Origin of the sequence: Pantoea eucrina (genome assembly GCF_002095385.1) — a bacterium.
Lineage (GTDB): Bacteria > Pseudomonadota > Gammaproteobacteria > Enterobacterales > Enterobacteriaceae > Pantoea > Pantoea eucrina.
The window spans coordinates 32,495-58,918 of sequence record NZ_MIPP01000010.1 but is presented as its reverse complement, the minus strand read 5'-3'; the positions used below and the strand labels follow the sequence as shown (position 1 = coordinate 58,918).

Sequence of the window (26,424 nt, the reverse complement as noted above, 5' to 3'; positions counted from 1 at the left end):
GTGCTAAATGCTTCCCCTACGGGGTGAGGCGTTTTACCGGGGCGTTTTGCTGGCGATCCCACATTACGGTTAACATGCGCTGCAGCGCAATAAAAGCAAACAGCAGGATGCCGATAGCAATCTTGGTCCACCACGAACTTAGCGTGCCGTCGAAATTAATCCACGTCTGGATCAGTCCCTGAATCAGTACCCCAAACAGCGTGCCGAGCACGGTGCCAACGCCGCCGGACAGCAGCGTACCGCCAATCACTACCGAAGCAATCGCATCCAGCTCTACGCCCAGCCCGGCCAGCGCGTATCCGGCGGAGGTATAGATAGAGAACACAATACCGGCCAGGGTCGCCAGCGTCGTAGAGAGCATATACACCTTAATGGTCGTCGCGCGGGTCGAAACGCCCATCAGCTGCGCCGAGGTAAGATTGCCGCCAATGGCGTATACCTGATTTCCGAACCGGGTACGGTGCGCCAGAATAATCCCTCCTGCGACCACCACCAGCATAATTACCGCCAGCAGGCTCAGCCGCCCGCCGCCGGGGATTTTCCAGGCCAGGCCTGACAGCGTGGCGTAAAGAGGATGATCAATCGGAATAGAATTCTCTGACACCAGGTAACTGCAGCCGCGCAGAAAAAACATCCCTGCCAGCGTAATAATAAACGCCGGGATCTTCAGCGCATCAATCAGCCAGCCCATCATGGCGCCAAACAGCGCCCCCAGCGCAAGAATCAAGGCAAACGCCAGCAGCGGATCAAGGTGGAAATCACCGATAATGCGGGCCAGAAACACGCCGGTAAAGGCGATTACCGCGCCAACGGAGAGGTCGATCCCGCCGGACAGAATCACAAAGGTCATGCCTACGGCGATAATGCCAAGAAAAGCGTTATCCGTCAGAATATTGCAGATAACCCGTGTTGATGCGAAGCCCGGAAACTGGCTCAGACAGAACAGATACCCCGCCACAAACACCAGCAGCGTAATCATCAATGGCAAATGACGCTTTATCATTTTGAACGCCTCCCCTTCAGCATGGCGATAAACCGCGGCGACTGCAGCAGCAGCACGCACATCACAACCACCGCTTTCACCACCTGGTTCAGTTCCGGCGGGAACCCTGACAACAGGATCCCGGTATTCATCGACTGGATAATCAGTGCGCCAATCAGCGACAGCACCAGATTAAAGCGACCCCCCATCAGCGAGGCTCCGCCAATCACCACGGCCAGAATGGCATCCAGCTCCAGCCACAGGCCGGCGTTATTGGCGTCAGCACCCCGGATATCAGCCGCGACAATCAGCCCGGCCACCGCTGCACATAAGCCGCTAATCACATAGGTCGACATCACCACCAGCCAGCCGTTAACGCCTGCGTTACGCGCCGCGCGCAGGTTGATACCTACCGCTTCGATAAACAGGCCCAGCGCTGTTTTGCGCGTCAGCAGCCAGACAGCCAGCGCCACCAGCAGCGTGATCCACACCGGCACCGGCAACCAGAGCAGCGAACCGCTGCCAAACCACGCCAGGCTTTCGCTGTTAAACGTCACGATCTGCCCCTGCGTAATCAGCTGCGCTACGCCCCGCCCCGCTACCATCAGAATAAGCGTGGCCACAAACGGCTGGATTTTCAGCAGCGCCACCAGCACCCCATTCCACAGACCACATAGCAGACCGGTGCCGAGCGTTGCCAGCACAATCACGCCCAGGCTATGTCCGGCAACGGTCAGCGTGGCTGCGGTTGCGCCCGCAATAGCCATTACCGCGCCCACAGAGAGATCGATCCCGCCGGTAGCGATGACCAGCGTCATGCCCACGGCGAGCAGCGCTACCGGCGCGGCGCGGTTCAGAATATCGATCGGGCTGCCAAACAGACGACCATCCTGAATATGAATGGCAAAAAAGTTATTCGCTACCAGGCTGTCAATCAGCAGCACCAGAATCAGTGCAACAAGCTGTGGCATACCCGGAGGCAGCTTCAGCTTACGTCTTTCAGGTTTTGACTGTGTCATAGACGATTCAGGCATGTTGTGCACCTCCCTCGGCGATCGCGTTCACAATGGACGCCACGGAGAGCTGCTCGAGTGGGATTTCAGCCACCTGCTTCAGATCGCGCATAATCAGGACGCGATCGGCGTAACCAACCAGCTCTTCCAGTTCAGAAGAGATGACCAGCAGCGCCAGACCATCCGCGCAGAGCGACTCGATCAAACGAATAATCTCAGCGTGCGCACCGACATCGATGCCGCGCGTTGGCTCATCCAGGATCAGAAACTGCGGTTTGGTCACCAGCCAGCGCGACAGCAGCACCTTCTGCTGATTGCCGCCTGACAGCAACTCGATCGGCTGGTCGGCATGCGGCGTACGGATGCCGAGGCTTTTAATGAAACGTTCGGCAATCGCCTGCTGCTCGCGACGCTTAATCGGACGCAGCCAGCCGCGCTGCGCCTGCAGCGCCAGAATAATATTCTCACGCACGGAAGCCGCACCAATAATGCCATCCGTTTTGCGATCTTCAGGACAGAATCCCATACCCAGGCGGGATGCCTGCGCCGGCGTGCGAATAGTCTGCAGCTTGCCTTTAATACGCGCGGTGCCGCGATCGGCACGCCGGATGCCAAACAGCACCTCTGCGGTTTCAGTACGGCCTGAACCCAGCAGACCCGCCAGACCCACCACCTCGCCTGGCCTGACCTGCAGGCTGAAAGGCTCAATGGTGCCTTTCCTGCCATAATCCTCAAACGCTACTACCGGCTGATCGCTGCGCAGGGTGCTGCCCTGTCGCTGCAGCGCGGTCTCCAGCAGCTCGCGCCCCAGCATCAGTTTAATCAGCTCTATCTGTGGTAGCGAAGCGGTATCACGCGTGGCGATAAACTGGCCGTTGCGTAATACGGTAATGCGGTCGGTAATACGGTACACCTGGTCAAGAAAGTGGGTTACAAAGATCAGACTCATGCCTCTGGCACGCAGTTGCGCCATGAGCGTAAACAGCATCTCTACTTCACTGGCGTCCAGACTGGCCGTAGGCTCATCCAGAATCAGTATCTGTGCCGACAAATCGACCGCGCGGCAGATAGCGATAATCTGCTGCATGGCGACAGAGTAATGTCCGAGCGGGCGCGTCACATCCAGCGCAAAGCCGTAATTGCGCATCAGCGTATCCGCATCACGGTTCATTTTCCGGCGATCGACCATGCCAAAGCGCTTTGGCTCACGGCCGATATAGAGGTTATCTGCTACCGACATATTTGGCAGAAGGTTAACTTCCTGATAGACCGTACCGATCCCGGCGCGCTGCGCATCCGCCGTACTGTGGGGCGTGATTGCTTCTCCGTTAAGGGTGATGCTACCGGCATCGCGTGAATAGACGCCGGTCAGCACTTTAATCAGCGTTGATTTGCCGGCGCCGTTTTCACCCAGCAGCGCCATAATCTCGCCTTTGCGGATAGTGAATGACACATTATCCAGCGCTTTTACGCCGGGAAATCCTTTACTGATGCCGCTCAGCGTGAGCAGCGGTGTATCATCAATGGTGCTCATCAGGCTCTACCTCGCTGATGTCAGCAGAGCCGCCCCGCAGGGCGGCTGCGGGGATCAGTAACCCATGTTTTTCTTTTTATCGAGTTCTGTCTGGGCATCCGCCGGCAGGAAGAGCTTCGACTCCGTTTTAATGATTTTAGGCGGCATGGTGCCATCTTTCTTAAACTTCTCCAGCGCATCAAACGCCGGGCCAGCCATATCCGGCGTCAGCTCGACGTTGGCATTTGCCTCACCGGCCAGCATCGCTTTATAGATATCCGGTACGCCATCGATTGAACCAGTCAGAATATCTTTGCCCGGCTTCAGGCCCGCTTCTTTTATCGCCTGAATGGCACCGATTGCCATATCATCATTGTGGGCATAGACCATGCAGATGTTTTTGCCGTTATTTTCAGCTTTAATAAAGCTCTCCATCACCTCTTTACCTTTACTGCGGGTAAAGTCACCGGACTGGGAACGGATCACCTTAATGTTGTTATGTCCGGCTATCGCTTCGGCAAACCCTTTTTTACGATCGATGGCCACACTGGCGCCGACCGTTCCCTGCAGCTCTACGACGTTACACTGCTTGTCGCCCACGGTTTTCACCAGCCAGTCGCCAATCAGCTTGCCTTCCAGCACGTTGTCCGCCGTCACCACAGCCATATAGAGAGATTTGTCCTTAACAACAATGGCGCGATCCAGCAGGAAAACCGGAATTTTGGCATCTTTTGCTTCTTCAAGTACCGGTTCCCAGCCGGTCTGCACCACCGGCGCGATGAAGATGGCGTCCACCCCCTGAGCAATAAACGAACGTACTGCTTTAATCTGGTTTTCCTGCTTCTGCTGACCATCAGCAATTTTCAGCGTAATGCCGCGCTTTTTAGCCTCGCTTTTTGCGACGCTGGTTTCAGCAGCACGCCAGCCCGATTCTGAACCAACCTGCGAGAATCCCACTGTCATATCAGCGGCCAGCACCGGCGTGCTGAGCGCGGCGCTCACCATGGCGGTCAGGAGTAAACGTTTCCACATAGTTTTCATTCCTCTGAAGGGAGTGTGTAGTCGGGGTACAAACGCAGATTAAGCCTGACGTAATTCAGGTAAAACTAGCGCGACATAACTCACAAAACAGAATGATTTAAAGGGGTTACGCCTAAATAGCATCATCAGCTCGCGACAGGTTTATGGATAAAACAGCTGAGTTTTAATATCCGAAGGGGCAAATAAGTGTAATAAACAGAACTGGTTAGATTTGAACGGGCTGGAAGCGATTACAACCGCTGCGTAAAGAATGGTTATGCTGTTGTTCATAAAGCAATAAGCAATTTTGTGATAACCCGCACACTCCACCAGCGGCTACGCTGGCTTAATTATCTTATATTGCAGTTAAGACTTAATTACCGGCGAAAAATAAACGCAATAAATGTTGCCGTTATCACCTGTTAGATTTTCTCACAGCATCGGAAATAAGGTGTCTGTGAAATAGATGTTTGGCTGTTATACCCCGAAACATCCCTCAAAAAATCGCTGCTGATGAAGTAATTACTCCACCTGTTCTGAATTTTAAATTTTTTTAACACCGATATATAGACAGCAGCAGCGCGCTCCCTATACTTGAGCCTTCTTTCGTTCTTTCTGTTCAATGGCAATCATGACTGCGCTGGATTACCTGCTAAAATTTCGCAAAGTGAATAATCTTGAGAGTCTGGAAAAACTCTACGATCATCTCAACTATTCGCTGACTGATGATAATGACATCATCAATATGTATCGTGCTGCCGATCATCGCCGCGCTGAACTGGTCTCTGGTGGCCGATTATACGATCTGGGCTGCGTGCCTAAATCAGTGTGGCGCTATGTGGTTTAATTATGTCTGAATCTGTTCACTCACCGCGCATCGGGGGCTGGCTGTTACTGCCGCTGGCCTGGCTGATTATGACCATGCTAACCAGCGCGCTGGTTGTCGCGCTTTATCTGCGCCCCCTGTTTGACAGCGAGCTGCGTACCACGCTGTTTTCACACGCTAATCTGCTGTTATCACAGTGGCTGGTCTCCCTGCTGACGGCCGCTGCGGTCTGGCTCTACAGCATCTGGGTATGCTGGATATTCTGCAGACGTTCGCGACGCCTGCCACGGCACTACACCATCTGGCTGCTGATGACCGTCGTGCTGGCGCTGAAAACCTTTGCGTTCACGCCGGTTGCAGACGGCAAAGCGCTGCAGACCCTGCTTCTGACGCTGCTGGCCGCGGCCCTGTTTGTGCCCTACTTTAAGCGCTCCCGACGGGTTAAACAGACCTTCACCGCTCTGTAATGATGCGTTATTCGTCAGGAATTTAATTCTGCGTGCTCTCAGAGCTGCTCTCGCCGGGGTAAAGGTTGAGATGTAGCTCTCATTTCCGGATAATAAACGCCTTTAGGCTTCCCGGGTTAAACCATGACCGATTACTTGCTTCTCTTTGTTGGCACAGTGCTGGTGAACAACTTCGTGTTGGTCAAATTCCTCGGCCTTTGCCCGTTCATGGGCGTGTCAAAAAAACTGGAAACGGCCATTGGCATGGGGCTTGCCACTACGTTTGTTATCACGCTCGCTTCGGTGTGTGCGTGGCTGGTTAACCATCTGATTCTGATCCCGCTGGATCTGGTTTATCTGCGTACGATGTCCTACATCCTGGTAATTGCCGTAGTGGTGCAGTTCACAGAAATGGTGGTGCGGAAAACCAGTCCGTCACTCTACCGGCTGCTGGGGATCTTCCTGCCGCTGATCACCACCAACTGTGCGGTACTGGGTGTGCCATTACTGAGCGTTAATCTCAACCATACGTTTCTGCAGGCTGCGCTCTATGGCTTTAGCGCCTCGCTGGGCTTTTCACTGGTGATGGTGCTGTTTGCCGGCATGCGTGAACGTCTGGTGCTGGCTAACGTGCCGGCACCGTTTAAAGGTAACTCTATCGCCCTGATCACCGCCGGCCTGATGGCGCTGGCATTTATGGGCTTTACCGGTCTGGTGAAATTCTGATATGACCGCTATCTGGATAGCAATCGCTGTACTCAGCGCGCTGGGGCTGATTTTTGGCGGCCTGCTCGGCTACGCTTCGCGCCGTTTTGAAGTTGAAGAAGACCCTATTGTCGAACAGATTGATGCCGTACTGCCACAAAGCCAGTGCGGTCAGTGCGGCTACCCCGGATGTCGTCCCTATGCGGATGCCGTCGGCAACAACGGGGAAGCGATTAACAAGTGCGCTCCGGGTGGCGAGCAGACCATGCTCAGGCTGGCGGAGCTGCTGAACGTTGAGCCGCAGCCGCTCGATGGCGGTGCCGAAATCCTTACGCCGGTACGCACCGTGGCGTGGATCGACGAAGAGAACTGTATCGGCTGCACCAAGTGCATTCAGGCGTGTCCGGTGGATGCGATCGTCGGCGCCACGCGCGCCATGCATACCGTGCTCAGCGACGTCTGCACGGGCTGCGACCTGTGTGTGGCTCCCTGCCCGACTGACTGCATTGAAATGCGCCCGGTCGCCGCCACTCCAGCAAGCTGGAAGTGGGATCTCAACACCATTCCTGTAAAAGTGATCCCGGCAGAACATCATGCTTAATCTGTTAAATCTGTTTCGCAAAGAGAAGCTGTGGGATTTTCAGGGCGGTATTCATCCGCCGGAAATGAAAACACAGTCTAACGGTACGCCGCTGAGCACGCTGCCGCTGCCTGAACAGTTTGTTATTCCCCTGAAACAGCATATTGGCCATGAAGGTGAGATCTGCGTCTCGCCAGGCGATCGCGTGCTGCGCGGCCAGCCGCTCACCTTTGGCAGCGGACGCATGCTGCCGGTACACGCGCCAACCTCAGGCACTATAGAGGCTATCGCGCCACATATGACGGCGCACCCGTCCGGGCTCTCAGAGCTGTGCATTTTCCTGCGCGCTGACGGTGAAGATCGCTGGATTGAACGTGATGCGCAGCCCGACTACCGTGCGCTGAGCCGGGAAGAGGTTATCCGACGCATTCACAGCGCCGGCGTAGCGGGCCTGGGTGGCGCCGGGTTCCCTACCGCCACTAAACTGCGTGGCGGCCTGCAGGGTGTCAAAACGTTAATCATCAATGCCGCAGAGTGCGAGCCTTACATCACCGCTGATGACCGGCTGATGCAGGATTACGCCGCCGAAGTGCTGGAAGGCTGCCGGATCCTTGCCTGGGTACTGCAGGCGGAACGCGTTCTGGTGGGTATTGAAGATAACAAACCTGAAGCGATAGCTGCCCTGAAACAGGCGCTGCGCGGCGAGCGCGATATTGAGATCCGGGTTATCCCGACAAAATATCCCTCTGGCGGGGCCAAACAGCTGACCAAAATCCTGACCGGGCGGGAAGTGCCGCACGGCGGACGCTCAACCGATATTGGTGTGCTGATGCAGAACGTCGGCACCGCCTGGGCGGTTAAGCGTGCGATCGTTGATGGTGAACCCATCACCGAGCGCGTGGTCACGCTGACCGGCGACGCGATTGCGCAACCGCGCAACGTCTGGGGGCGTCTTGGCACCCCGGTGAGTCATCTGCTGCGTCAGGTCGGTTTTCAGCCGGGGCCGCGTCAGATGGTGATCATGGGCGGGCCGCTGATGGGCTTTACCCTGCCTTCCCTCGACGTGCCGGTTGTGAAAATCACCAACTGTATTCTGGCGCCTGCCGCCAGCGAAATGGCTGCGCCGCAGGAAGAGCAATCCTGCATTCGCTGCAGCGCCTGCGCCGACGCCTGTCCGGCGAAGCTGCTGCCGCAGCAGCTCTACTGGTATAGCCAGGGCGGCGATCATGAAAAAGCGCGCGCGCATAATATCGATGACTGTATTGAATGCGGGGCCTGCGCTTACGTTTGCCCGAGTAATATTCCGCTGGTTCAGTATTACCGGCAGGAAAAAGCTGAGCTGCGCGCCATCGATCTTGAAGCGAAGCGCACGGCGGAGGCTAAGGCACGCTTTGAGGCGCGTCAGGCGCGGTTAGAACGTGAGAAACTGGCGCGCGAGGCGCGTCATGAAGAGGCGAAGCAGCGCGTTGCACGCAGCGATAACGGTGAACGCGACGCCGCTGCTGCACGTATTAAGGCGCGTCAGGCGAAAACGCCAGAGCAGGAACTGGCCGAACGCGAAGCGCGTCACGCACAGGCGCTGGCGCAGCAGGCAGCAACCCAGGCAGAGACGCAGCCGGTTACCCGTCAGACAGGTGACCCGCGTAAAGCGGCGGTGGAAGCCGCGATTGCCCGGGCAAAAGCGAAAAAAGCGGCTCAGCCAGAGAGCGAGGCTGCGGCAGAGAGCGACCCGCGTAAAGCGGCAGTGGAAGCCGCGATTGCGCGGGCAAAAGCGAAAAAGGCGGCAACCGAGCGTCCTGAGGCCACTCCTGCTGCGATGCCCGCAGCAGAGGCACCTGAGCCGGTAACGGAAGACGATCCGCGCAAAGCCGCCGTCGCCGCCGCCATTGCCCGTGCCAAAGCGAAAAAAGCGGCCGCGCAGTCGGAAAGCTCGCTGCCGCCGGCGGTATCCGCTGAACCTGAACCTGAAGACCCACGCAAAGCGGCCATCGCTGCGGCGGTCGCCCGTGCTAAAGCGCGTAAAGCGCAGCAGCAGCCTTCGACCACTGAGGAATAAATGGCCTTTCGTATCGCAAGCTCTCCCTATACTCATAACCGGCGCAGCACCGGTAACATTATGCTACTGGTGGTACTGGCGGCCCTGCCTGGCATGGCGGCGCAGTGGTATTTCTTTGGCAGCGGTTTTCTTATCCAGGTTGTGCTGGCTATTGCGACGGCGCTGCTGACCGAAGCGGCGATACTGCGGTTGCGCCACAGCGCCGTAAAGCCGGTGCTGGCAGATAACTCAGCCCTGCTGACGGCGCTGCTGCTCGGGATCAGCCTGCCGCCGCTTGCCCCCTGGTGGCTGATTGTTCTGGGCACCCTGTTTGCGATTCTGATTGCCAAACAACTCTATGGCGGCCTGGGCCAGAATCCGTTCAACCCGGCAATGGTCGGCTACGTTGTGCTGCTGATCTCTTTTCCGGTGCAGATGACCAGCTGGCTGCCGCCCGATGCGCTGCAGGCGATAAAACCGGATCTGATGGATTCACTCAGTATGGTGTTTCGCGGCCATACGCTGGCCGGCGATACCATGCAGCAGCTGCAGCTCGGGGTGGATGGCATCAGTCAGGCCACGCCGCTCGATACGTTTAAAACCGGACTGCGCGCCGGCCACAGCGCCGAAGAGCTTCACGCTCAGCCAATCTACGCCGGGGTACTGGCGGGACTGGGCTGGCAGTGGGTCAACCTGGGTTACCTGCTGGGCGGCATGCTGCTGCTGGCAAAAAATGCGATTCGCTGGCATATCCCGGCCAGCATGCTCGCCTCGCTGGCGGTATGCGCCACGCTCGGCTGGATCTTCTCGCCTGAGACGCTTAATACACCGCTCACCCACCTCTTTTCGGGTGCGACCATGCTGGGCGCATTCTTTATCGCTACCGATCCGGTTACCGCCTCCACCACTAACCGGGGGCGTCTGATCTACGGTGCGCTGATCGGTCTGCTGGTCTGGCTGATCCGCAGCTTTGGCGGCTATCCGGATGGCGTGGCGTTCGCCGTGCTGCTGGCAAATATCTGCGTGCCGCTGATTGACTACTACACTCAGCCGCGCGTTTATGGTCACCGGAAGGATTAAGGTATGATCGACGCTATTCGCAAAAACGCGGTAACGCTGGGGATGTTTGCAGTGGTGACGACCGGCGTAACCGCCGTGGTGAACTATGTGACCAAACCCACCGTTGAGCATCAGACTGCGCTGCAGCAGAAAAACCTGCTGGATCAGGTGGTACCGACCGCGCTGTACGATAATGCTATTCAGCAGGAGTGTTATCTGGTGCACAATGCGGCGCTGGGTAATGAGCAGCCGCATCACCTCTATATTGCCCGTAAAGGCGACAAGCCGGTGGCCGCAGCGCTGGAAAGTACCGCCCCCGATGGCTACTCCGGCGCCATTCAGCTCCTGGTAGGCGCTGACTTCAGCGGTACCGTGCTGGGCGTGCGCGTCATTGAACACCATGAAACGCCCGGGCTGGGTGATAAAATTGAGCTGCGCATCTCTGACTGGATCAACAGCTTTAATGGAAAACAGATTAAAGGGGCCGATGACCCGCATTTTGCCGTGAAGAAAGATGGCGGCGATTTCGATCAGTTTACCGGTGCGACCATTACGCCGCGCGCGGTGGTTAACGCCACTAAACGCACGGCGCTCTATATTGAAACGCTGCCAGCGACGTTGCGTTCGCTGCCGGAATGTGGAGAAACACCATGAGTGAAGCGAAAAATCTGCTGATTGGCGGTTTATGGAAAAATAACTCTGCGCTGGTACAGCTGCTGGGACTCTGTCCGCTGCTGGCGGTGACCTCCACCGCAACCAATGCGCTGGGGCTGGGGCTGGCCACGACGCTGGTGCTGACCATTACCAACAGTGCAATCTCCGCCTCACGCCGCTGGGTACCGGCAGATATCCGTATCCCGATTTATGTGATGATTATCGCCTCGGTTGTCAGCTGCGTTCAGATGCTGATCAACGCTTACGCCTACGGTCTTTATCAGTCGCTGGGGATCTTTATTCCGCTAATCGTCACTAACTGTATTGTCGTGGGCCGTGCTGAAGCGGTAGCGTCAAAAAGCAGTATCCCGCTATCCGCGCTGGATGGGTTCGCTATCGGTATGGGAGCGACCTGCGCCATGGTCACGCTGGGATCCATTCGCGAACTGATTGGCAGCGGTACGCTGTTCAACGGTGCCGATCAGCTGCTCGGCCCGTGGGCAACCTCACTGCGCATCGAAGTCGTGCACTTTGATTCACCGATGCTGCTGGCTATGCTGCCACCCGGCGCCTTCATCGGTCTGGGTATGCTGCTGGCAGGAAAGTATCTTATCGATCAGAAAATGAAACAGCGCGCCGCGCTGCGCGCTGAAGCGGAAGCTAAAACAGTGGCTGCGCCAGGCGAAATCGGGAAAGCGGTGTGAATAAAGAGAAGCGCCTGCAGATCCTGACCCGTCTGCGCGATAACAACCCGCATCCGACCACTGAGCTGCAGTTCAGCTCGCCATTTGAACTGCTGATTGCGGTACTGCTTTCGGCTCAGGCGACCGATGTCAGCGTGAACAAAGCCACGGCCCGGCTCTATCCGGTCGCGAACACCCCGGCGGCCATGCTGGCGCTTGGCGTCGACGGCGTCAAAGAGTACATCAAGACAATCGGGCTGTTTAACAGCAAAGCGGAAAACGTGATTAAAACCTGCCGCATATTGCTGGAACAGCATGGCGGCGCGGTGCCGGAAGATCGGGCCGCACTTGAGGCGCTGCCGGGTGTCGGGCGTAAAACCGCTAACGTGGTGCTGAACACCGCCTTTGGCTGGCCCACCATCGCCGTCGACACGCATATCTTTCGCGTCAGTAACCGCACGCGTTTTGCGCCGGGTAAAAATGTGGAAGAGGTTGAAGATAAACTGCTTAAAGTGGTGCCTGCCGCGTTTAAGGTCGACTGCCATCACTGGCTGATTCTGCACGGGCGTTATACCTGCATAGCACGCAAGCCGCGCTGCGGCGCCTGCCTGATCGAAGACCTGTGCGAATACCGTGATAAGACGGAGATCTGAGCGCGGTGCCGGGGTCAGCGGCACCGCATTCTCCTGTCTGGTTACGCTTCCGGATGGCTCAGCGTAGCCCGCACATGCGGCAAACACTGCGGATAGTGCTGCTGAATAAACTCAATCATCTTTTCCCGCACGTAGCAGCGTAAGTCAAACGCGGTAGGCGAGTTATGTGCCGTCATCAGCAGCCTGATCGTCATGGTTTTTTCGGTTGTTTCCGTTACCTGCAGCACCTGCGTTTCCCGATCCCAGAGCCGGGTTTCATTGAGCACCTTCTCAAAATGCTCGCGCAGCGGTTCCAGCGGCATAGAGTAATCAAGATAAAGAAAGACGGAACCTAAAATCTGTGCGTTATTACGCGTCCAGTTCTGGAACGGATTTTCTGTAAAGTAGGTTATCGGCAATACCAGCCGGCGCAGATCCCAGAGACGCACCACAACATAGGTCAGATTAATTTCTTCAATCCAGCCCCACTCTTTTTCTACCACCACCGCATCATCAATTTTTATCGGCTGCGTAAATGCAATCTGAATACCGGCAAACAGATTGACCAGCGATTTCTGTAATGCAAAGCCAATAATAATACCGGCAACGCCTGCCCCGGCGAGAATCGTCGTGCCAAACTTACGCACACCCGGAAAGCTAAGCAAAATCAACGACAAACAGAGCGTTACCAGCACAACAATCACAACTTTTTTTACATACATGATCTGCGTGCGGATTTTTCGGGCGCGCAGGTTATTTGAGATATTAATGTCATAACGGATAAAGAGCATGTCCTGCGCGACATTGATCATCCTGATCATCAGCGAGCAGAAGGATAATATAATAAAGATGTGCAGAGCGGCATTAATAAAGCCCAGCGACTCCGGCTGAATATTCACATAATCTACGCCGGCGCTGATGAATAACAGCGGTAAAATAAGAAACATCGAGCCGCGCAGATGTTTTTCGAGAGATTTAAACAGTTTTTTATCCCGTCCCTGCCAGTAACGAATCAGGCTGAGAAGGATATATCGCGCCAGAAAGCCCATTGCGAGCGACAGTGTGACGAGTAATACAGCAGGCACCCATTGCGGAGCACCAGATAACTCACCCAGTATCAACGGCATCATCTTCCCTCATGGTTTACTGACGGCACTGCACCGCCAGTACGCTGAACATCTGGCCGGTTTCACGCCGGCCCCCGGAATTGTACTGACATGAGTATATGAAATTTATGATAAACCGCGTCTGCCCACGGCTGTTTATTCGTCTGAAAGGATGAGTTGATGTTTCAGTTAAGCCGTGAACAGCGTTCAGCGCTGGCTGGCATCAGCGTTTTCGTTCGTTCCCACAATAAAAAGAGATTTGCTGCACGAACAGCGCGCCATTTCTTTTTTCATGCGGCTAATTAATTGGAGAATTTGTGCGCTGGATCAACTAATTAGCTTTCCGGAAACCCCGCCCTGCTCTTTTAGCTCAATAATCAACCTATTATGCTCATAATTCACGCGAAAACAGCAGCATATATCGTATAAATATTCAGCAACAGTCTGTTATTCCGCTTTATGCCTCTCAGGCGGTTTGTTTCAGTAAAGGGGTTTACCAAACTTATGCGCTGCGTGTTTATTCTGTTACAATCGTTTTACACCCTATTAAACACTAAATCATTGCGCTTAGCCGCAGAGATTGCCCTGCCGGCATTCGCTACGCCAGCGTGTAAAAAATGCTTGCCCTGTGGCCCCGATTCAGCCAAATTAGGCGCCGTTTTTCCTTTCTAATAACAATGTTGCGCGGGATGACCCAGACCGACGCAGACTTAATTCCTGTTACAAAACAGGCGATATATAAACTGAGGTATACGTGTCAACTGCAAACAAACACACTGACGAGGCAGTAAGCCTCAACGCCTTCCGGCAACCTAAAGCATTTTATCTGATCTTCTCTATCGAGCTGTGGGAGCGTTTCGGCTACTACGGCTTACAGGCCATTATGGCCGTCTATCTGGTCAAACAGCTGGGGATGTCTGAAGCGGACTCCATTACGCTGTTTACCTCCTTTAGCGCCCTGGTTTACGGTCTGGTGGCTATCGGCGGCTGGCTGGGTGACAAAGTACTCGGCACCAAGCGCGTCATTGTGCTGGGCGTCATGGTGCTGGCACTCGGCTATGCGCTGATCGCATTTTCCGGGCATGACACCACGCTGGTTTATGTCGGCATGGCGACCATTGCTGTGGGCAGCGGCCTGTTCAAAGCGAACCCCTCTTCGCTGCTCTCCACCTGCTACGCCAAAGACGATCCGCGCATCGACGGCGCATTTACCATGTTCTATATGTCGATCAACATTGGCTCGCTGTTCTCAATGATGCTGACGCCGTGGCTGGCAGCAAAATATGGTTGGGGTGCCGCTTTCTCTCTCTCCGTCGTGGGGCTGGTGATCACGCTGCTTAACTTCCTGTTCTTCAAGCGGCTGGTGAAAGAGTATGGGTCAAAGCCCGATTTTGCTCCGCTGCAGGTGGGTAAACTGCTGCTGACCATCGTGGGCGTTGCGGTGCTGATCGCACTCGCCACCTGGCTGCTGCATCATCAAAGCATTGCGCGCATAACGCTCGGCGTTGTCGCACTGGGCATTGTTCTGATCTTTGCCAAAGAAGCGTTCACGCTGCAGGGTGCCGCGCGCCGTAAAATGATTGTGGCGTTTCTGCTGATGGTGGAAGCGATTGTCTTCTTTGTGCTCTATATGCAGATGCCGACTTCGCTCAACTTCTTTGCGATCCGCAACGTTGAACACGCCATTTTCGGCATCGCGTTTGAGCCGGAGCAGTTCCAGGCGCTGAATCCGTTCTGGATCATGGTCGCCAGCCCGCTGCTGGCCGCAGTCTATAACAAGCTGGGCGATAAGCTGCCGATGCCGCACAAATTTGCCATTGGCATGGTGCTCTGCTCCGGCGCGTTTCTGGTGCTGCCGCTCGGCGCCGGCTTTGCAAATCAGGCAGGTATTGTCTCCGTTAACTGGCTGATCCTGAGCTATGCCCTGCAGAGTATCGGTGAGCTGATGATCTCCGGCCTGGGTCTGGCCATGGTCGCGCAGCTGGTGCCACAGCGTCTGATGGGCTTTATCATGGGCTCATGGTTCCTGACTACCGCAGGCGCAGCGATGATCGCCGGTAAGGTGGCCAACCTGATGGCGGTGCCGCAGGATGTCACCGATCCGCACACTTCCCTGGCGGTCTACAGCCAGGTATTCCAGCAGATTGGTATTGCCACCGGTGTGATTGCCCTGCTGATGCTGGTTACCGCCCCGCTGCTCAACCGCATGACGCAGGATACCGCTGAGGGTGCGCTGAAGCGCGCCGGCGCCAGCGAATAACCGCATCCGGCTCCGCGCTGCGCACGCCTGTTACTGCGCACCGGAGCCGTTTTTCAGCTGATAAGTCCCTTCCCATCTCTCTTTTTCCCTTGTAGTTTACTCAGAGTCCGCTATCCGGCGTGCCATGTTTGTCACGTCACTCATATCATTTGTTGAGGAGATGCAACAATGAAACTCTATTGCAAGCCCGGCGCTGTTCCCTCTCCCCCCATATCGTCGCCCGCGAATGCGGCCTCGACTTTACGCAGGTTAATGTTGATCTGCAGAAGAAACTGACGGAACAGGGTGAGGATTACTGGCAGATTAACCCTAAAGGTCAGGTTCCGGCGCTGCAGTTTGATGACGGGACGATACTGACTGAAGGCGTGGCGATTGTGCAGTATCTGGCGGATCTCAAACCTGATTACCATCTGCTGGCTCCGACCGGCAGCCTGACGCGCTACCATACGCTGGAGTGGCTGAGCTTTATCAGCAGCGAGCTGCATAAAGGGTTTTCGCCGCTGTTCCGCCCCGATACGCCAGACGCGTACAAACCGCAGCTGCGTGCCCAGCTGGAGAAGAAGTTTCAGCTGGTCAATGCGGCGCTGGAAGACAAGCAGTGGCTGCTGGGCACGCGCTATACCGTCGCCGATATCTATCTGTATGTGGTGACGCGCTGGGCGAAAGCGGTGAAGCTGCAGCTGGATGAGATGCCGGCGCTGGACGCGTGGTTTGCCCGCGTGGGTGAGCGTCCGGCGGTTCAGGCGGCGCTGCAGGCAGAGGGGCTGGCGTAAACAGTGCGACAGGCCGGCGCTGAAACCGGCCTGCCGTGCAGTCAGAGTTTTTCTGCCGCGAAATGCTGCTGCGGCTGCGCGATAGCGTCCTGTGCCGCGACCAGCTGCAGCTCATACTCTCCCATTTCATGGGTTTTCAGCATCACTTCATATACCGCTGCAGTAACATGCTCCAGCGCCTGCTGCAGCGATTTGCCGTGCAGCAGATCCACCAGCAGCAGACCGCTGGTCAGATCGCCTACGCCTACCGGCTGACGCACGCCAAAGTCCACCAGCGGACGGCTGATATGCCAGCACTCATCAGCGGTAACCAGCAGCATCTCAAAGCGGTCGCTGCGCCGGCCGGCACGGGCCAGATGTTTAACCAGCACCACTTTCGGTCCCTGCGCAATCAGCAGACGCGCCGCATCCACCGCCTGCTCAACGTCAGCCACCGTCTGTCCGCTCAGCATCTCCAGTTCAAGCAGGTTAGGTGCAATCAGATCGCTGGCGGGCAGCGCCTGTTTGCAGTGAAACTCCGCTACGCCCGGTGCCACAATACAGCCTTTCTCAGGATGCCCCATCACCGGATCGCAGAAAAACCAGGCGTCCGGGTTGGCGGCTTTGACTTCACGCACAATCGCCAGAATCTGCTCGCCCTGTTCGGCTGAACCCAGGTAACCGCTGAGTACGGCATCACAGGTTTTAAGGCGATCGATGGCGGCGATACCTTTGACGATATCGGTCAGATGGCTGGCCGGCATCACCGTACCGGTCCAGTGACCATACTGCGTGTGATTAGAAAACTGAACAGTATTGAGCGGCCAAACGTTTGCGCCCATGCGGCGCATCGGGAACTCTGCCGCGCTATTACCGGCGTGGCCAAACACCACGTGAGACTGAATTGCGAGAATATTTTTCATTATAACCCTGTACTGCCTTGCCATGAAAAAGGGCCGGAAACCGGCCCTGACACCTTACTGCCAGTTTATCAGGCAGTAGTGTTTTTTGCCGCGACGCAGCAGCGTAAAGCGGCCAAACAGCTTGTCGCTGTCGCTGAAACGATACTCGGCATCCGCCTGTTTTTCTCCGTTCACAGAGACCGCATTAGAGCCGATCATCGTCCGGGCCTGGCCGCGCGACGGCACCAGCTCTGCGGCAACCAGCGCCTGCTGCAGATCGTCTTCCGCGCTGAGCGTGATAACCGGCATGCGTCCTGTGCCAGCTGCTCAAAGTCTGCTTCGGTCATGTCGCTCAGGCTGCCTGAGAACAGGCTCTCGGTGATCCTTCTGGCCGCAGCCAGTCCTGCATCACCGTGCACCAGGCGCGTAACCTGCTCGGCCAGCACGTACTGGGCGCGTGGCGCTTTGCCGCTGTTTTTGTCCTCTTCTTCGAGCGCGTTAATCTCATCCAGGCTCATAAAGGTAAAGAACTTCAGGAAGCGGTAGACATCTGCGTCAGCGGTGTTGATCCAGAACTGGTAAAACTTGTAAGGACTGGTTTTTTTCGCATCCAGCCAGACCGCGCCGCCTTCTGTTTTACCGAACTTGGTGCCATCTGATTTTGTAATAAGCGGCACGGTCAGGCCAAAGGCCTGCTGCTGATGCAGACGACGGGTCAGGTCGATACCGGAGGTGATATTTCCCCACTGATCGGAGCCGCCAATCTGCAGCACCACGCCATAACGCTTGTAAAGCTCGGCAAAATCGTAGCCCTGCAGCAGGTTGTAAGAGAACTCCGTGTAGGAGATCCCCTGATCCTCACGATTCAGACGCTGTTTAACCGCTTCCCGGTTGATCATCTGATTAACAGAGAAGTGCTTGCCGATATCGCGCAGGAAAGTCAGCACGTTCATGCCACCAAACCAGTCGTAGTTGTTAGCTGCGATAGCGCTGTTATCGCCGCAGTCAAAGCTAAGGAACGGGGCAACCTGGTTGCGGATCTTCTCTACCCACTCGCCTACGGTTTCACTGGTATTGAGTTTACGTTCCGCGGCTTTAAAGCTGGGATCGCCAATCAGACCGGTGGCTCCACCCACCAGCGCAACCGGCTTGTGGCCGGCATCCTGAAAACGCTTCAGGCAGAGCAGCGGCACCAGATGGCCCAAATGCAAGCTGTCAGCGGTAGGGTCAAAGCCGCAATAGAGGGCAATTGGCCCTTGCGCCAGTCGCTCTGCTAACGCTTCTTCATCCGTTACCTGGGCCACAAGGCCACGTTCCTGCAATTGTTGTATCAGGTTACTGCTGGTCATCACTGACTCCAAATTGATCGGGCTGCACCTGGGCTGGTACACAGCTTTCCGCTACGATGCGGAGACGAAAAAAAAGAGGGCTATAGCATAAAGCGCTGACGCTCACGGCGCCAGCGCTGAAACGGGGAAAAGCGGGTTTTACGGTGCTAACCGGTCAATCGTCCAGCCATTCTCACTGCGCTGATAGAGAAAACGATCGTGCAGCCGGTGTTCGCCGCCCTGCCAGAACTCAATGGCAGAAAACCGCACGCGGTATCCGCCCCAGAACGAGGGCAGCGGGACGTCGCCCTGCTGAAATTTCTGCGTAAGTTCCAGAAACTTGCTCTCCAGTACGCTGCGCGCAGAGATACGGCTCGACTGTTTAGAAACCCAGGCACCAATCTGGCTGTCGCGGGGGCGGCTATGGAAATATTTTATGACCTCCAGCGGCGAGAGCTTCTCCGCCTCGCCCAGCACCATCACCTGACGCTCCAGAAAGTGCCACGGGAGATGCAGCGAGATGCGCGGGTTTTCTGCCAGCTGCAGCGCTTTACGGCTGCCAAGGTTGGTATAAAAGACAAAGCCTGCAGCATCGTAGTGCTTGAGCAGCACAATGCGCTGATAAGGCTGACCGCTGCTGTCTACCGTCGCCACCGTCATGGCGGTGGGATCGGGCAGCTGCGCGGCACACGCCTGCTGCAGCCACTGTTCAAACAGGACCAGAGGATCGTCCGGCAAATCTTTGCGCCGCAAGCCGCCGCGGGTATATTCCCGGCGCAGATGGGCAATCTGTTGCAGGCTGTCGCTGTCGCTCATAGCGTCTCTCTTAATCGTATTAAGACCGGTTGGTGTTCGCCGCGTCCTGCAGTTCGCAGTCGTTGATAATGATTCTGTCATTGCGCTCAACAAAAGCGCTGTTGCCTTTCGACCAGAAAACGTAGTGGTCGTCACTGTAGCGCGCGCCCGACGCGGAGACGGTCTGTTTCAGCGTCAGCGGCTTGCCATCAAGAATAAAGCTGACCTCTTCTTTGCTGTTATCCAGCGTAACCGTCAGCGGCAGCGTGCCGCACTGGTAGTGCAGCGTTTCGGGCTGCGGGGCCGGCTTCTGCAGCATACCGCAGCCGCTCAGTGCCAGGCAGCCCGCTGCCAGCATATATCTCTTCATTACTTCTCCTTATCGTGTCGGCCGGCTATTTGCCGGATAGATAGCACCCAGCACGCTCATTTCACGCGCCCCGGTGACCGCAGGCAGATTGCCTGGCAGGCCAGAGAGGGTCCGGAACGCCAGCCAGGCAAAGGCCAGCGCTTCCATATCATCGCCGCTGACGCCCGCGGCATCGGTAGTGGTCACCTCGGTGCCGGGAAGATGCGCCGCGAGCCGCGCCATGAGCAGCGGATTGCGGCCACCTCCGCCGCACACCAGCAGACGGTCACAGCCGTTACTGAGCTGGATCTGCTGTGCAATTGTCAGCGCCGTCAGTTCGCTTAGCGTAGCCTGCACATCCTCCGGTGCCAGCGCAGGAAAAGCCTGTAGCTGACGCTCTATCCAGTCAGGATTAAAGTACTCACGCCCGGTGCTTTTCGGCGGCGGCAGCGCAAACCAGGGATCGTTCAGCATCTGCTCCAGCAGCGCGGGTACCACCTGCCCGCTGGCGGCCCAGGTCCCGTTATGATCGTAGCTTACCCCCTGATGACGCCAGATCCAGGCATCAATCAGCATATTGCCGGGTCCGGTATCAAAGCCCCGCACCGGCTGCCCCGGGATCAGCAGCGACAGGTTAGCGATGCCGCCAATATTCAGCACCATGCGGCGTTCACTGCTGTCCATGAGCAGCGCCTGATGAAACGCAGGCACCAGCGGCGCACCCTGCCCGCCCAGCGCCATATCGCGCCGGCGAAAATCGCCGACTACGGTCACGCCGGTGGCGGCGGCAATCTGGTTATTATCGCCAATCTGCAGCGTATTAGGGGCGAAGCTGCCGGGTTCATGCCAGACGGTCTGACCGTGGCAGCCGATGGCCACAATGTCATCGGCTTCCAGCGCCTGCTGACGCATCAGGGTGACCACCGCTTCAGCAAACAGCTTACCCAGCTCGGTGTCCAGCTGCCCGAGCTGCGACAGCGTCAGCGGCTGTCCCTGGCATATAGCCAGTACCCGCTGCCGCAGTGCGGGCGGAAACGGGTGACAGTAGCTCGCCTGCTGCGCCACCATGTGACGGTCGATCGCCGCCAGCACCACGTCCACGCCATCCAGACTGGTGCCTGACATCACTCCTATATAGCGTCCTGACTTTATCACGATAGCTCCTCGTTATCCGGCGGGCGCCGGCGCCGGCACTCTGCTGATGCCGCCTTTCTAATATGATGATAACTTTCTGCTTTTCACTCTGCCATGCGCAGTGCAGCAGAGCAGAAATATTTTTACCGGCGGATTGAATTTTTGTTGATGAGGCATACTCTATGCTGCGACTCTGGTACTGATTGTGCGGCATGGCATCCATGCGTCGCTTTCTGTCTTATACTCTGTGCAGAGCAGGATGAGAACATGGCGTTTTTTTATAAAGGAGCTTTCTGATGATTAAGCGTTTCATAGCCGTGGCCCTCGCTGGTGTAACGCTGGCAGGCTGTGTCAGCAATGACACCCTCTCAGGCGATGTTTACAGCGCCAGTGAAGCCAAGCAGGTCCAAAATGTGTCATACGGCACGCTGGTGTCAGTGCGCCCGGTTAAGATTCAGGGTGGCGATGACAGCAATGTCATTGGTGCAATTGGCGGTGCGGTGCTGGGTGGTTTCCTGGGTAACACCATCGGTGGTGGTGCAGGTCGCAGCCTGGCGACGGCGGGCGGTGCGGTACTGGGCGGCGTTGCGGGCCAGGGCGTACAGGGTGCCGTTAACAAATCTAACGGCGTTGAGCTGGAAATCCGCAAAGATGATGGTAATACCATCATGGTCGTGCAGAAGCAGGATGCGAGCCGCTACTCACCAGGCCAGCGCGTGGTACTGGCCTCTAACGGCAGCCAGGTCACAGTCTCTCCGCGCTAACTCTGACGCGCAAAAAAACCGACGCCTGGCGTCGGTTTTTTATTTTTCGCGATGCTGTAATTCGAGAATATTTTTCTCAAGCCGCGCAATCAGCGTGACCATCTGATTGATCTCTTCGGCGCTGATGCCAGCCAGGATATCGTCGCGGGTTGCATCAATAACGTGCTCTACCTGCCCGATAATCGGTGCGGCTTCTTTGGTCAGCCTGATGCGTTTCGCCCGCCGATCGTTTGCGCAGGTGGAGCGGGTGATCAGTCCCTTCTCTTCCAGCTGATCCAGCGTGCGCACCAGCGAAGGCTGCTCAATACCGATCGCTTTAGCCAGCTGGATCTGCGACTGTTCTGGCGGAAGTTGATGAATATTATGCAAAGTCACCCAGTGCGTTTGTGTCAGCTCCAGCGGCTTCAGGCGCTGATCGATTAACGCGCGCCAGATGCGCACCAGGCGCGACAGGTCGGTTCCAAGTGGCGTATCCATTTCATCTCCTTATAATTAGCTTGCTAGCTATCAAGCCAGATTTTACACTATTTTGCGAGTTTACAGGACAAAATACAAATAGCAGGCCAGACGTAGTGGATATCGCTACGCTTATCATGACATTGCCTGAGTCAACAAAGGATGATGACACATGCCCACCCCTGATTTTCCTGCAGCAGCGCCCCTGACCGATCTGGTCTTTGGTGCCTCACTGCTGTTTCCGCCGCTGTTTAAGGCCGTGCTGCTCGGCTTTTTTTTCTGGCTGCTGATCCATCCTCTGCTGCGCGACCGGCTCTATGCCGGTGATATCTGGCACCCCACTCTGCTGGATCTCTCACTGTTTGTGCTTTGCGTGTCAGCCGCGCTGTGGCTGGTGCAATATGGATAACCGACCATGACCTTTAATCCCCTGAAATATTTCTCGACCCTGATTGTTTTTGCGCTGGCGCTGCTGGCCGCCTGGTGGATGTGGAATACCTACATGCAGGCGCCCTGGACACGCGACGGCAAAGTGCGCGCTGAACTGGTTGATGTGACGCCTGAGATCTCCGGCCGCATTACTCAGCTGCGGGTGCGGGACAATCAGCGCGTACACAAAGGCGACGTGCTGCTTGAGCTTGATGCAAAACCGTGGCAAATCGCGGTAGCGAGCGCTGAAGCACAGCTGGCGAAAGCACAGAGCGATCTGGCAAAAGCGCAGCATGAAGCGCGGCGGCGGGCAGAACTGCCGCGTAATGTTATTTCAGCAGAAGATCGGGATATCGCTCAGCTAACCGCTGAAGCGGCTGCCGCTACGGAGAAAGCGGCGCAGGCGACGCTGGATCAGGCGCGCTGGAATCTGCAGCAGACCACACTGACGGCTCCCACCGATGGCTGGATAACCAATCTGACGCTGCGTCCTGGCAACTATGCGACGGCGGGAACACCGCTGTTTGCACTGGTTGACAGTCATTCATGGTATGTCGTGGCTATTTTGAAGAGACTAAACTGCGCCATATCCAGCCTGGTGCCGCAGCGCGAATTGCGCTCTATAGCGATGGCACCCGGCTGCAGGGAGAAGTAGAAAGCATCGGCAGCGCTATCTACGACCAGAGCGTAGCGACCGACAGCGGCCTGGTGCCGGATATCAAACCCAATGTTCCCTGGGTGCGGCTGGCGCAGCGGGTACCGGTACGTATCCGGCTGACGCAGCTGCCCGCTAATGTCCGGCTGGTTGCGGGCACCACCTGTACCATCTCTGTTGCGCACTGAGGCGAGCATGAAACTGCACTGGCTGGCGTGGCATAACCTGCCCTGGATCAGAGCCACACGCGGTGAGTGGCGGAGCGCCCTGCGCATTAGCCTGGCGATGTGCCTGGCCCTGACTATGGCGTATCTGCTGCAGCTGGATGAGCCCTACTGGGCGATGACGTCGGCGGCGGTCGTGAGCTTTCCCGGACTGGGGGGTGCAATCAGTAAAAGCCTGGGGCGGATTGCCGGCAGCCTTACCGGCGCGCTCGCCGCGCTGCTGATTGCCGGTCACACGCTAAATGAGCCATGGCTGTTTGCTTTTTTTATGGCCAGCTGGCTGGCGCTCTGCACCTGGATCGCCAGCCATTATCAAAACAATGTCGCTTACGCTTTTTCCCTCGCTGGCTACACCGCCGCTATCATCGCGTTCAGCAGCGTTAACGTCAGCGACACGGCTGAGCTCTGGACGATTACCCAGGCGCGCGTCTGTGAAGTCATCACCGGTATTCTCTGTGCGGGCATAATGCTGATGCTGCTGCCCGCTACCTCAGATGGCAGCCATCTGATGCGCTCGCTGCAGCAGATGCATCAGCGTCTGCTGCAGCACGCACGTTTGCTGCTGCAGGAGCGCGGCGAAACAGCCCATCTTGCTCATGAGCAGGTTATCAGTGAAATTCTGACCATGAATCTGCTGCGCATTCAGGCATTCTGGAGCCATTACCGCTACCGCCGGCAGAATAGCGTGCTGAACTATGTGCTCCACCAGCAGCTGCGGCTGACCAGCATGCTCTCAGGCCTGCGCCGTATGCTGCTCAACTGGCCCGATGCACCGGACGACGTGCAGGAGGCGTTAGCGCAGGTGCTGGAGCAGCTTACCCGGCCGCAGTGCGATAAATATTGCATCGCGCGCATCCTGAGCCGCGTGACGCCGCCTGACAGCGGTGATTTTCGTCAGCGCGCTTTTGTCACGCGTCTGCATACCTTCTGCCGCCTCTGGCTGGACGTGCAGCGCTGGATCCGTCTGCTGCAGCACCCCGAAACCGGCGTCCGTTTTCAGCCACCGCGCGTTCCGGCACTGTCGCGTGAAGCTGACAGCGTTGAGGCGGCCTGGAGCGCCCTGCGCACGTTTACCGTTATTATGCTGGGCTGTGCTTTCTGGATTGTTACCCGCTGGGAATCGGGTGCCGCAGCGCTGACGCTGACGGCTATCGCCAGCGTACTTTACGCCTCAGCCCCTTCGCCCGGCGGCAGCGTTCTGCTGCTGCTGCGTACTCTGCTCTGGCTGTCGCTGTTCAGTTTTCTGTTTCAGTATGGATTGATGGTGCAGATCAATGCGCTGGGCGGGTTTTTAGCCGTGCTTTTTCCGCTACTGCTGACGCTGCAGCTCTTCAGGTTACAGCAGAAAAAACGGGCGGCGCTGTGGGGGCAGTTCATTGTGTTCATGGGATCGTTTATCGCCGTCACCAATCCGCCTGAGTGGGATTTTCAGCGTTTCATTAATGACAACCTGGCAAAGGTGTGCGGCGTGTTGCTGGCGTGGATGGCCTTTCAGCTGCTGCGGCCGGGTTCTGATATGCGCCGCAGCCGCCGTTATATCCACGCTATTCGTTACGCTTTTCTCGACCAGCTGCGCAGACGACCACGCCTGAGCGAATATCGTTTTGAATCACATATCTATCACCATATCGGCCAGCTGACGCAGAGCCGCGATGCGCAGGCCCGTCTCTGGCTGCTGCGCTGGGGCGTTGTTCTGCTGAACTGCTCGCATATTGTCTGGCAGCTGCGCCAGTGGCAGCCTGCGGATAGCGCGCTGGCGCAGCTGCGCGACCAGAGTATTCAGGATCTGCACCCGATCATGAGCCGGCGCGGCGTGCAGCATCGCGCCCTGGAGCAGACGCTGCAGGCGCTTGATAAACAGATATTCCGGCCCGGTTCAGAGGTCAGCGGTGAAGCGAATACGCTGGCAGGCATGTTATGGCAGCTTCGCTGTGCGCTGGCTCAGCTGCAGCAGGCGCTGCCGGAGTAATTACCGGCAATATTTTGCCCACTGATTCTGAAAATCGGTTTGCAGCTGCGCCAGCGTTTTACGATCTTCAAACCGGCTTTTATCCTGTTCGCTCTCCGGCCTGATCACCAGCGCTTTTTCATCATAAGAGTAGATAAAGCGGCGGGTCAGCGTGGTTCCGGTAAAGCTGCGCCCCTGAATTGAGCCGCAGACCACCGGGATAGTCTGCGTATAGATCGCCGTATTGAGGAAATTGGTTTCGCTGGCGCTACGCAGCACGTTCTGGCAATGGTGCTTTTCCAGCTGCTGCACGCTGTGCGGCGTCAGCCACTCCCGGCCGCGGGCGATATGCTCGCAGCTGGCGCGCAGCGGACTGGTATCTATATTGCGCTGCAGCTGACGGCTGGCGTCGAGACGCAGCTGCGTATCCCTGGGCCGATCGCACCCTGCAAGTAACAGTGCCAGCAGCACTATCCCTAAGCTTTTCATTCCTGCCCCTGAGTGGTTCCCTGACTGTATCGCTATGATAGAGCGGAATAATCGTCCTGAGTAGCATTAAACGGTGTCAGAATTTTATTGCAGCGGGCAGCCCTTGCTGCACTACCCGCGGTTGATCAGATTACGCCACAGGCAAGACGCGCTCCCCCGCCTCCCAGCGGTTCAGGATGATCGGCATGGTTATCACCGCCCACGTGAACCATCAGCGCCTTACCTTTAATATCACTGAGCGATTTCAGACGCGGCGCAACCACCGGATAGCTGGCTTTGCCGTCATCTGTAACATAGAGGGCCGGCAGATCGCCGAGGTGCCCGTCGGCATAAGGACCGAGATGTTTGCCGCTGTTCTGCGGATCAAGATGGCCACCCGCAGCGCCGGCTGCCACGGTTTTCCCCTGCGACTCGCCAGGTTCACAGCTGCCTTTAGCATGCACATGGAAACCATGGATGCCCGGTTTCATACCGGATAACGCCGGGGTAAATTGCAAACCGTAGTCCGTTTCCGTAATGGTCACTTTACCCACGGCCTCGCCGACGCCCTGGGCGGAAACCTGATGCAGCGTGACCTCCTGAGAAGCAGCGCTGGCACCGGCCGAACAGGCCAGCGTAATAAGAGCAATAAGCGTTCTTTTCATAACGTCTCCTTACGGTTGATAGACCCGATAAGTCTGGACGC

General features: G+C 56.8%; 24 protein-coding genes and 4 pseudogenes. 15 read left to right on the top strand and 13 right to left on the bottom strand.

Features of this window, described 5'->3' with window-relative positions; translation table 11 throughout:
* Positions 1-16 precede the first annotated feature (16 nt).
* From yjfF to ytfQ, 4 genes are read right to left on the bottom strand one after another with little or no spacing between them, the layout of a single operon-like run.
* The gene (gene yjfF / locus HA43_RS06785) at positions 17-1,003 is read right to left on the bottom strand and encodes a galactofuranose ABC transporter, permease protein YjfF (protein ID WP_039384209.1); all 987 of its coding nucleotides are present in this window, start codon (positions 1,001-1,003) and stop codon (positions 17-19) included.
* Positions 1,000-2,016 (bottom strand): galactofuranose ABC transporter, ATP-binding protein YtfT, encoded by a 1,017-nt coding sequence (gene ytfT / locus HA43_RS06780; protein ID WP_039384208.1) that lies wholly within the window; start codon positions 2,014-2,016, stop codon positions 1,000-1,002. Before ytfT ends, yjfF begins: the two co-directional genes overlap by 4 nt.
* Positions 2,009-3,529: a sugar ABC transporter ATP-binding protein gene (locus HA43_RS06775; protein WP_071668783.1), complete on the bottom strand. Its 1,521-nt coding sequence runs from the start codon at positions 3,527-3,529 to the stop codon at positions 2,009-2,011. The genes ytfT and HA43_RS06775 overlap by 8 nt, the downstream gene beginning before the upstream one ends.
* A 54-nt stretch (positions 3,530-3,583) precedes the next feature.
* Complete coding sequence (gene ytfQ / locus HA43_RS06770; RefSeq protein ID WP_071668782.1) at positions 3,584-4,540, bottom strand: galactofuranose ABC transporter, galactofuranose-binding protein YtfQ; 957 nt, start codon at positions 4,538-4,540, stop codon at positions 3,584-3,586.
* A gap of 619 nt (positions 4,541-5,159) precedes the next feature.
* Here ytfQ and ydgT point away from each other — a divergent pair.
* The 9 genes and pseudogenes from ydgT (at position 5,160) to nth (ending at position 12,169) form a co-directional block, all read left to right on the top strand.
* Positions 5,160-5,375 (top strand): transcription modulator YdgT, encoded by a 216-nt coding sequence (gene ydgT / locus HA43_RS06765; protein ID WP_039384201.1) that lies wholly within the window; start codon positions 5,160-5,162, stop codon positions 5,373-5,375.
* A 2-nt stretch (positions 5,376-5,377) separates the two neighbouring features.
* Positions 5,378-5,821: a DUF2569 domain-containing protein gene (locus HA43_RS06760; protein WP_039384199.1), complete on the top strand. Its 444-nt coding sequence runs from the start codon at positions 5,378-5,380 to the stop codon at positions 5,819-5,821.
* 123 nt (positions 5,822-5,944) lie between these two features.
* The gene (rsxA, locus tag HA43_RS06755; protein ID WP_094111270.1) at positions 5,945-6,526 is read left to right on the top strand and encodes an electron transport complex subunit RsxA; all 582 of its coding nucleotides are present in this window, start codon (positions 5,945-5,947) and stop codon (positions 6,524-6,526) included.
* A 1-nt stretch (position 6,527) separates the two neighbouring features.
* Positions 6,528-7,106 (top strand): electron transport complex subunit RsxB, encoded by a 579-nt coding sequence (gene rsxB, locus HA43_RS06750; RefSeq protein WP_094111269.1) that lies wholly within the window; start codon positions 6,528-6,530, stop codon positions 7,104-7,106.
* Positions 7,099-9,117, top strand: a pseudogene (gene rsxC, locus HA43_RS06745) (electron transport complex subunit RsxC); the annotation flags it as partial. The gene rsxB and the pseudogene rsxC, both read left to right, overlap by 8 nt.
* Before the next feature lie 24 nt (positions 9,118-9,141).
* Positions 9,142-10,200: an electron transport complex subunit RsxD gene (rsxD, locus tag HA43_RS06740; RefSeq protein WP_094111267.1), complete on the top strand. Its 1,059-nt coding sequence runs from the start codon at positions 9,142-9,144 to the stop codon at positions 10,198-10,200.
* Positions 10,201-10,203: 3 nt separating this feature from the next.
* Complete coding sequence (rsxG, locus tag HA43_RS06735) at positions 10,204-10,833, top strand: electron transport complex subunit RsxG (RefSeq protein WP_039384184.1); 630 nt, start codon at positions 10,204-10,206, stop codon at positions 10,831-10,833.
* A complete protein-coding gene (locus HA43_RS06730; protein WP_039384182.1) occupies positions 10,830-11,537 on the top strand; it encodes an electron transport complex subunit E in 708 nt (235 codons plus the stop codon). The genes rsxG and HA43_RS06730 overlap by 4 nt, the downstream gene beginning before the upstream one ends.
* The gene (gene nth, locus HA43_RS06725) at positions 11,534-12,169 is read left to right on the top strand and encodes an endonuclease III (protein WP_094111266.1); all 636 of its coding nucleotides are present in this window, start codon (positions 11,534-11,536) and stop codon (positions 12,167-12,169) included. Before HA43_RS06730 ends, nth begins: the two co-directional genes overlap by 4 nt.
* 41 nt (positions 12,170-12,210) lie before the next feature.
* On the opposite strand, the gene HA43_RS06720 is transcribed toward nth, so the two are convergent.
* A complete protein-coding gene (locus tag HA43_RS06720; RefSeq protein ID WP_039385834.1) occupies positions 12,211-13,275 on the bottom strand; it encodes a mechanosensitive ion channel family protein in 1,065 nt (354 codons plus the stop codon).
* A 733-nt stretch (positions 13,276-14,008) separates the two neighbouring features.
* Between HA43_RS06720 and dtpA the strand changes: the two genes are divergently transcribed.
* Entirely contained in the window at positions 14,009-15,514 is a 1,506-nt protein-coding gene (gene dtpA / locus HA43_RS06715; protein ID WP_039384176.1) for a dipeptide/tripeptide permease DtpA, read from the top strand.
* 168 nt (positions 15,515-15,682) lie between these two features.
* Positions 15,683-16,287 (top strand): annotated as a pseudogene (gstA, locus tag HA43_RS06710) (glutathione transferase GstA).
* A 41-nt stretch (positions 16,288-16,328) separates the two neighbouring features.
* On the opposite strand, the gene pdxY reads toward gstA, so the two are convergent.
* From pdxY to anmK, 5 genes and pseudogenes are all read right to left on the bottom strand, one after another.
* A complete protein-coding gene (gene pdxY / locus HA43_RS06705) occupies positions 16,329-17,189 on the bottom strand; it encodes a pyridoxal kinase PdxY (protein WP_039384169.1) in 861 nt (286 codons plus the stop codon).
* Between the two features lie 54 nt (positions 17,190-17,243).
* Positions 17,244-18,517: pseudogene (tyrS, locus tag HA43_RS06700) on the bottom strand (tyrosine--tRNA ligase).
* A 138-nt stretch (positions 18,518-18,655) separates the two neighbouring features.
* Positions 18,656-19,312 (bottom strand): pyridoxamine 5'-phosphate oxidase, encoded by a 657-nt coding sequence (gene pdxH / locus HA43_RS06695; RefSeq protein ID WP_071668777.1) that lies wholly within the window; start codon positions 19,310-19,312, stop codon positions 18,656-18,658.
* A 19-nt stretch (positions 19,313-19,331) separates the two neighbouring features.
* Positions 19,332-19,661 (bottom strand): MliC family protein, encoded by a 330-nt coding sequence (locus tag HA43_RS06690; protein WP_039384161.1) that lies wholly within the window; start codon positions 19,659-19,661, stop codon positions 19,332-19,334.
* 9 nt (positions 19,662-19,670) lie between these two features.
* Positions 19,671-20,792: an anhydro-N-acetylmuramic acid kinase gene (anmK, locus tag HA43_RS06685; RefSeq protein ID WP_039385830.1), complete on the bottom strand. Its 1,122-nt coding sequence runs from the start codon at positions 20,790-20,792 to the stop codon at positions 19,671-19,673.
* A 278-nt stretch (positions 20,793-21,070) separates the two neighbouring features.
* Between anmK and slyB the strand changes: the two genes are divergently transcribed.
* Entirely contained in the window at positions 21,071-21,538 is a 468-nt protein-coding gene (slyB, locus tag HA43_RS06680; protein WP_039384159.1) for an outer membrane lipoprotein SlyB, read from the top strand.
* Between the two features lie 39 nt (positions 21,539-21,577).
* On the opposite strand, the gene slyA is transcribed toward slyB, so the two are convergent.
* The gene (gene slyA / locus HA43_RS06675; RefSeq protein WP_039384157.1) at positions 21,578-22,015 is read right to left on the bottom strand and encodes a transcriptional regulator SlyA; all 438 of its coding nucleotides are present in this window, start codon (positions 22,013-22,015) and stop codon (positions 21,578-21,580) included.
* Between the two features lie 151 nt (positions 22,016-22,166).
* On the opposite strand from slyA, the gene HA43_RS06670 reads away from it, so the two are divergent.
* The 3 genes and pseudogenes from HA43_RS06670 (at position 22,167) to HA43_RS06660 (ending at position 25,271) form a co-directional block, all read left to right on the top strand.
* On the top strand, positions 22,167-22,403 hold the full coding sequence (locus HA43_RS06670; protein WP_039384154.1) for a DUF1656 domain-containing protein: 237 nt from the start codon (positions 22,167-22,169) through the stop codon (positions 22,401-22,403).
* A 6-nt stretch (positions 22,404-22,409) separates the two neighbouring features.
* Positions 22,410-23,266: pseudogene (locus HA43_RS06665) on the top strand (efflux RND transporter periplasmic adaptor subunit).
* Positions 23,267-23,273: 7 nt separating this feature from the next.
* The gene (locus tag HA43_RS06660) at positions 23,274-25,271 is read left to right on the top strand and encodes an FUSC family protein (RefSeq protein WP_094111265.1); all 1,998 of its coding nucleotides are present in this window, start codon (positions 23,274-23,276) and stop codon (positions 25,269-25,271) included.
* On the opposite strand, the gene HA43_RS06655 is transcribed toward HA43_RS06660, so the two are convergent.
* Together HA43_RS06655 and sodC are read right to left on the bottom strand one after the other, a co-directional pair.
* Positions 25,272-25,739 (bottom strand): hypothetical protein, encoded by a 468-nt coding sequence (locus HA43_RS06655; protein WP_039384148.1) that lies wholly within the window; start codon positions 25,737-25,739, stop codon positions 25,272-25,274.
* 125 nt (positions 25,740-25,864) lie between these two features.
* Positions 25,865-26,383, bottom strand: coding sequence for a superoxide dismutase family protein (gene sodC / locus HA43_RS06650; protein ID WP_094111264.1), 519 nt, complete (start codon positions 26,381-26,383; stop codon positions 25,865-25,867).
* Positions 26,384-26,424: the final 41 nt, after the last annotated feature.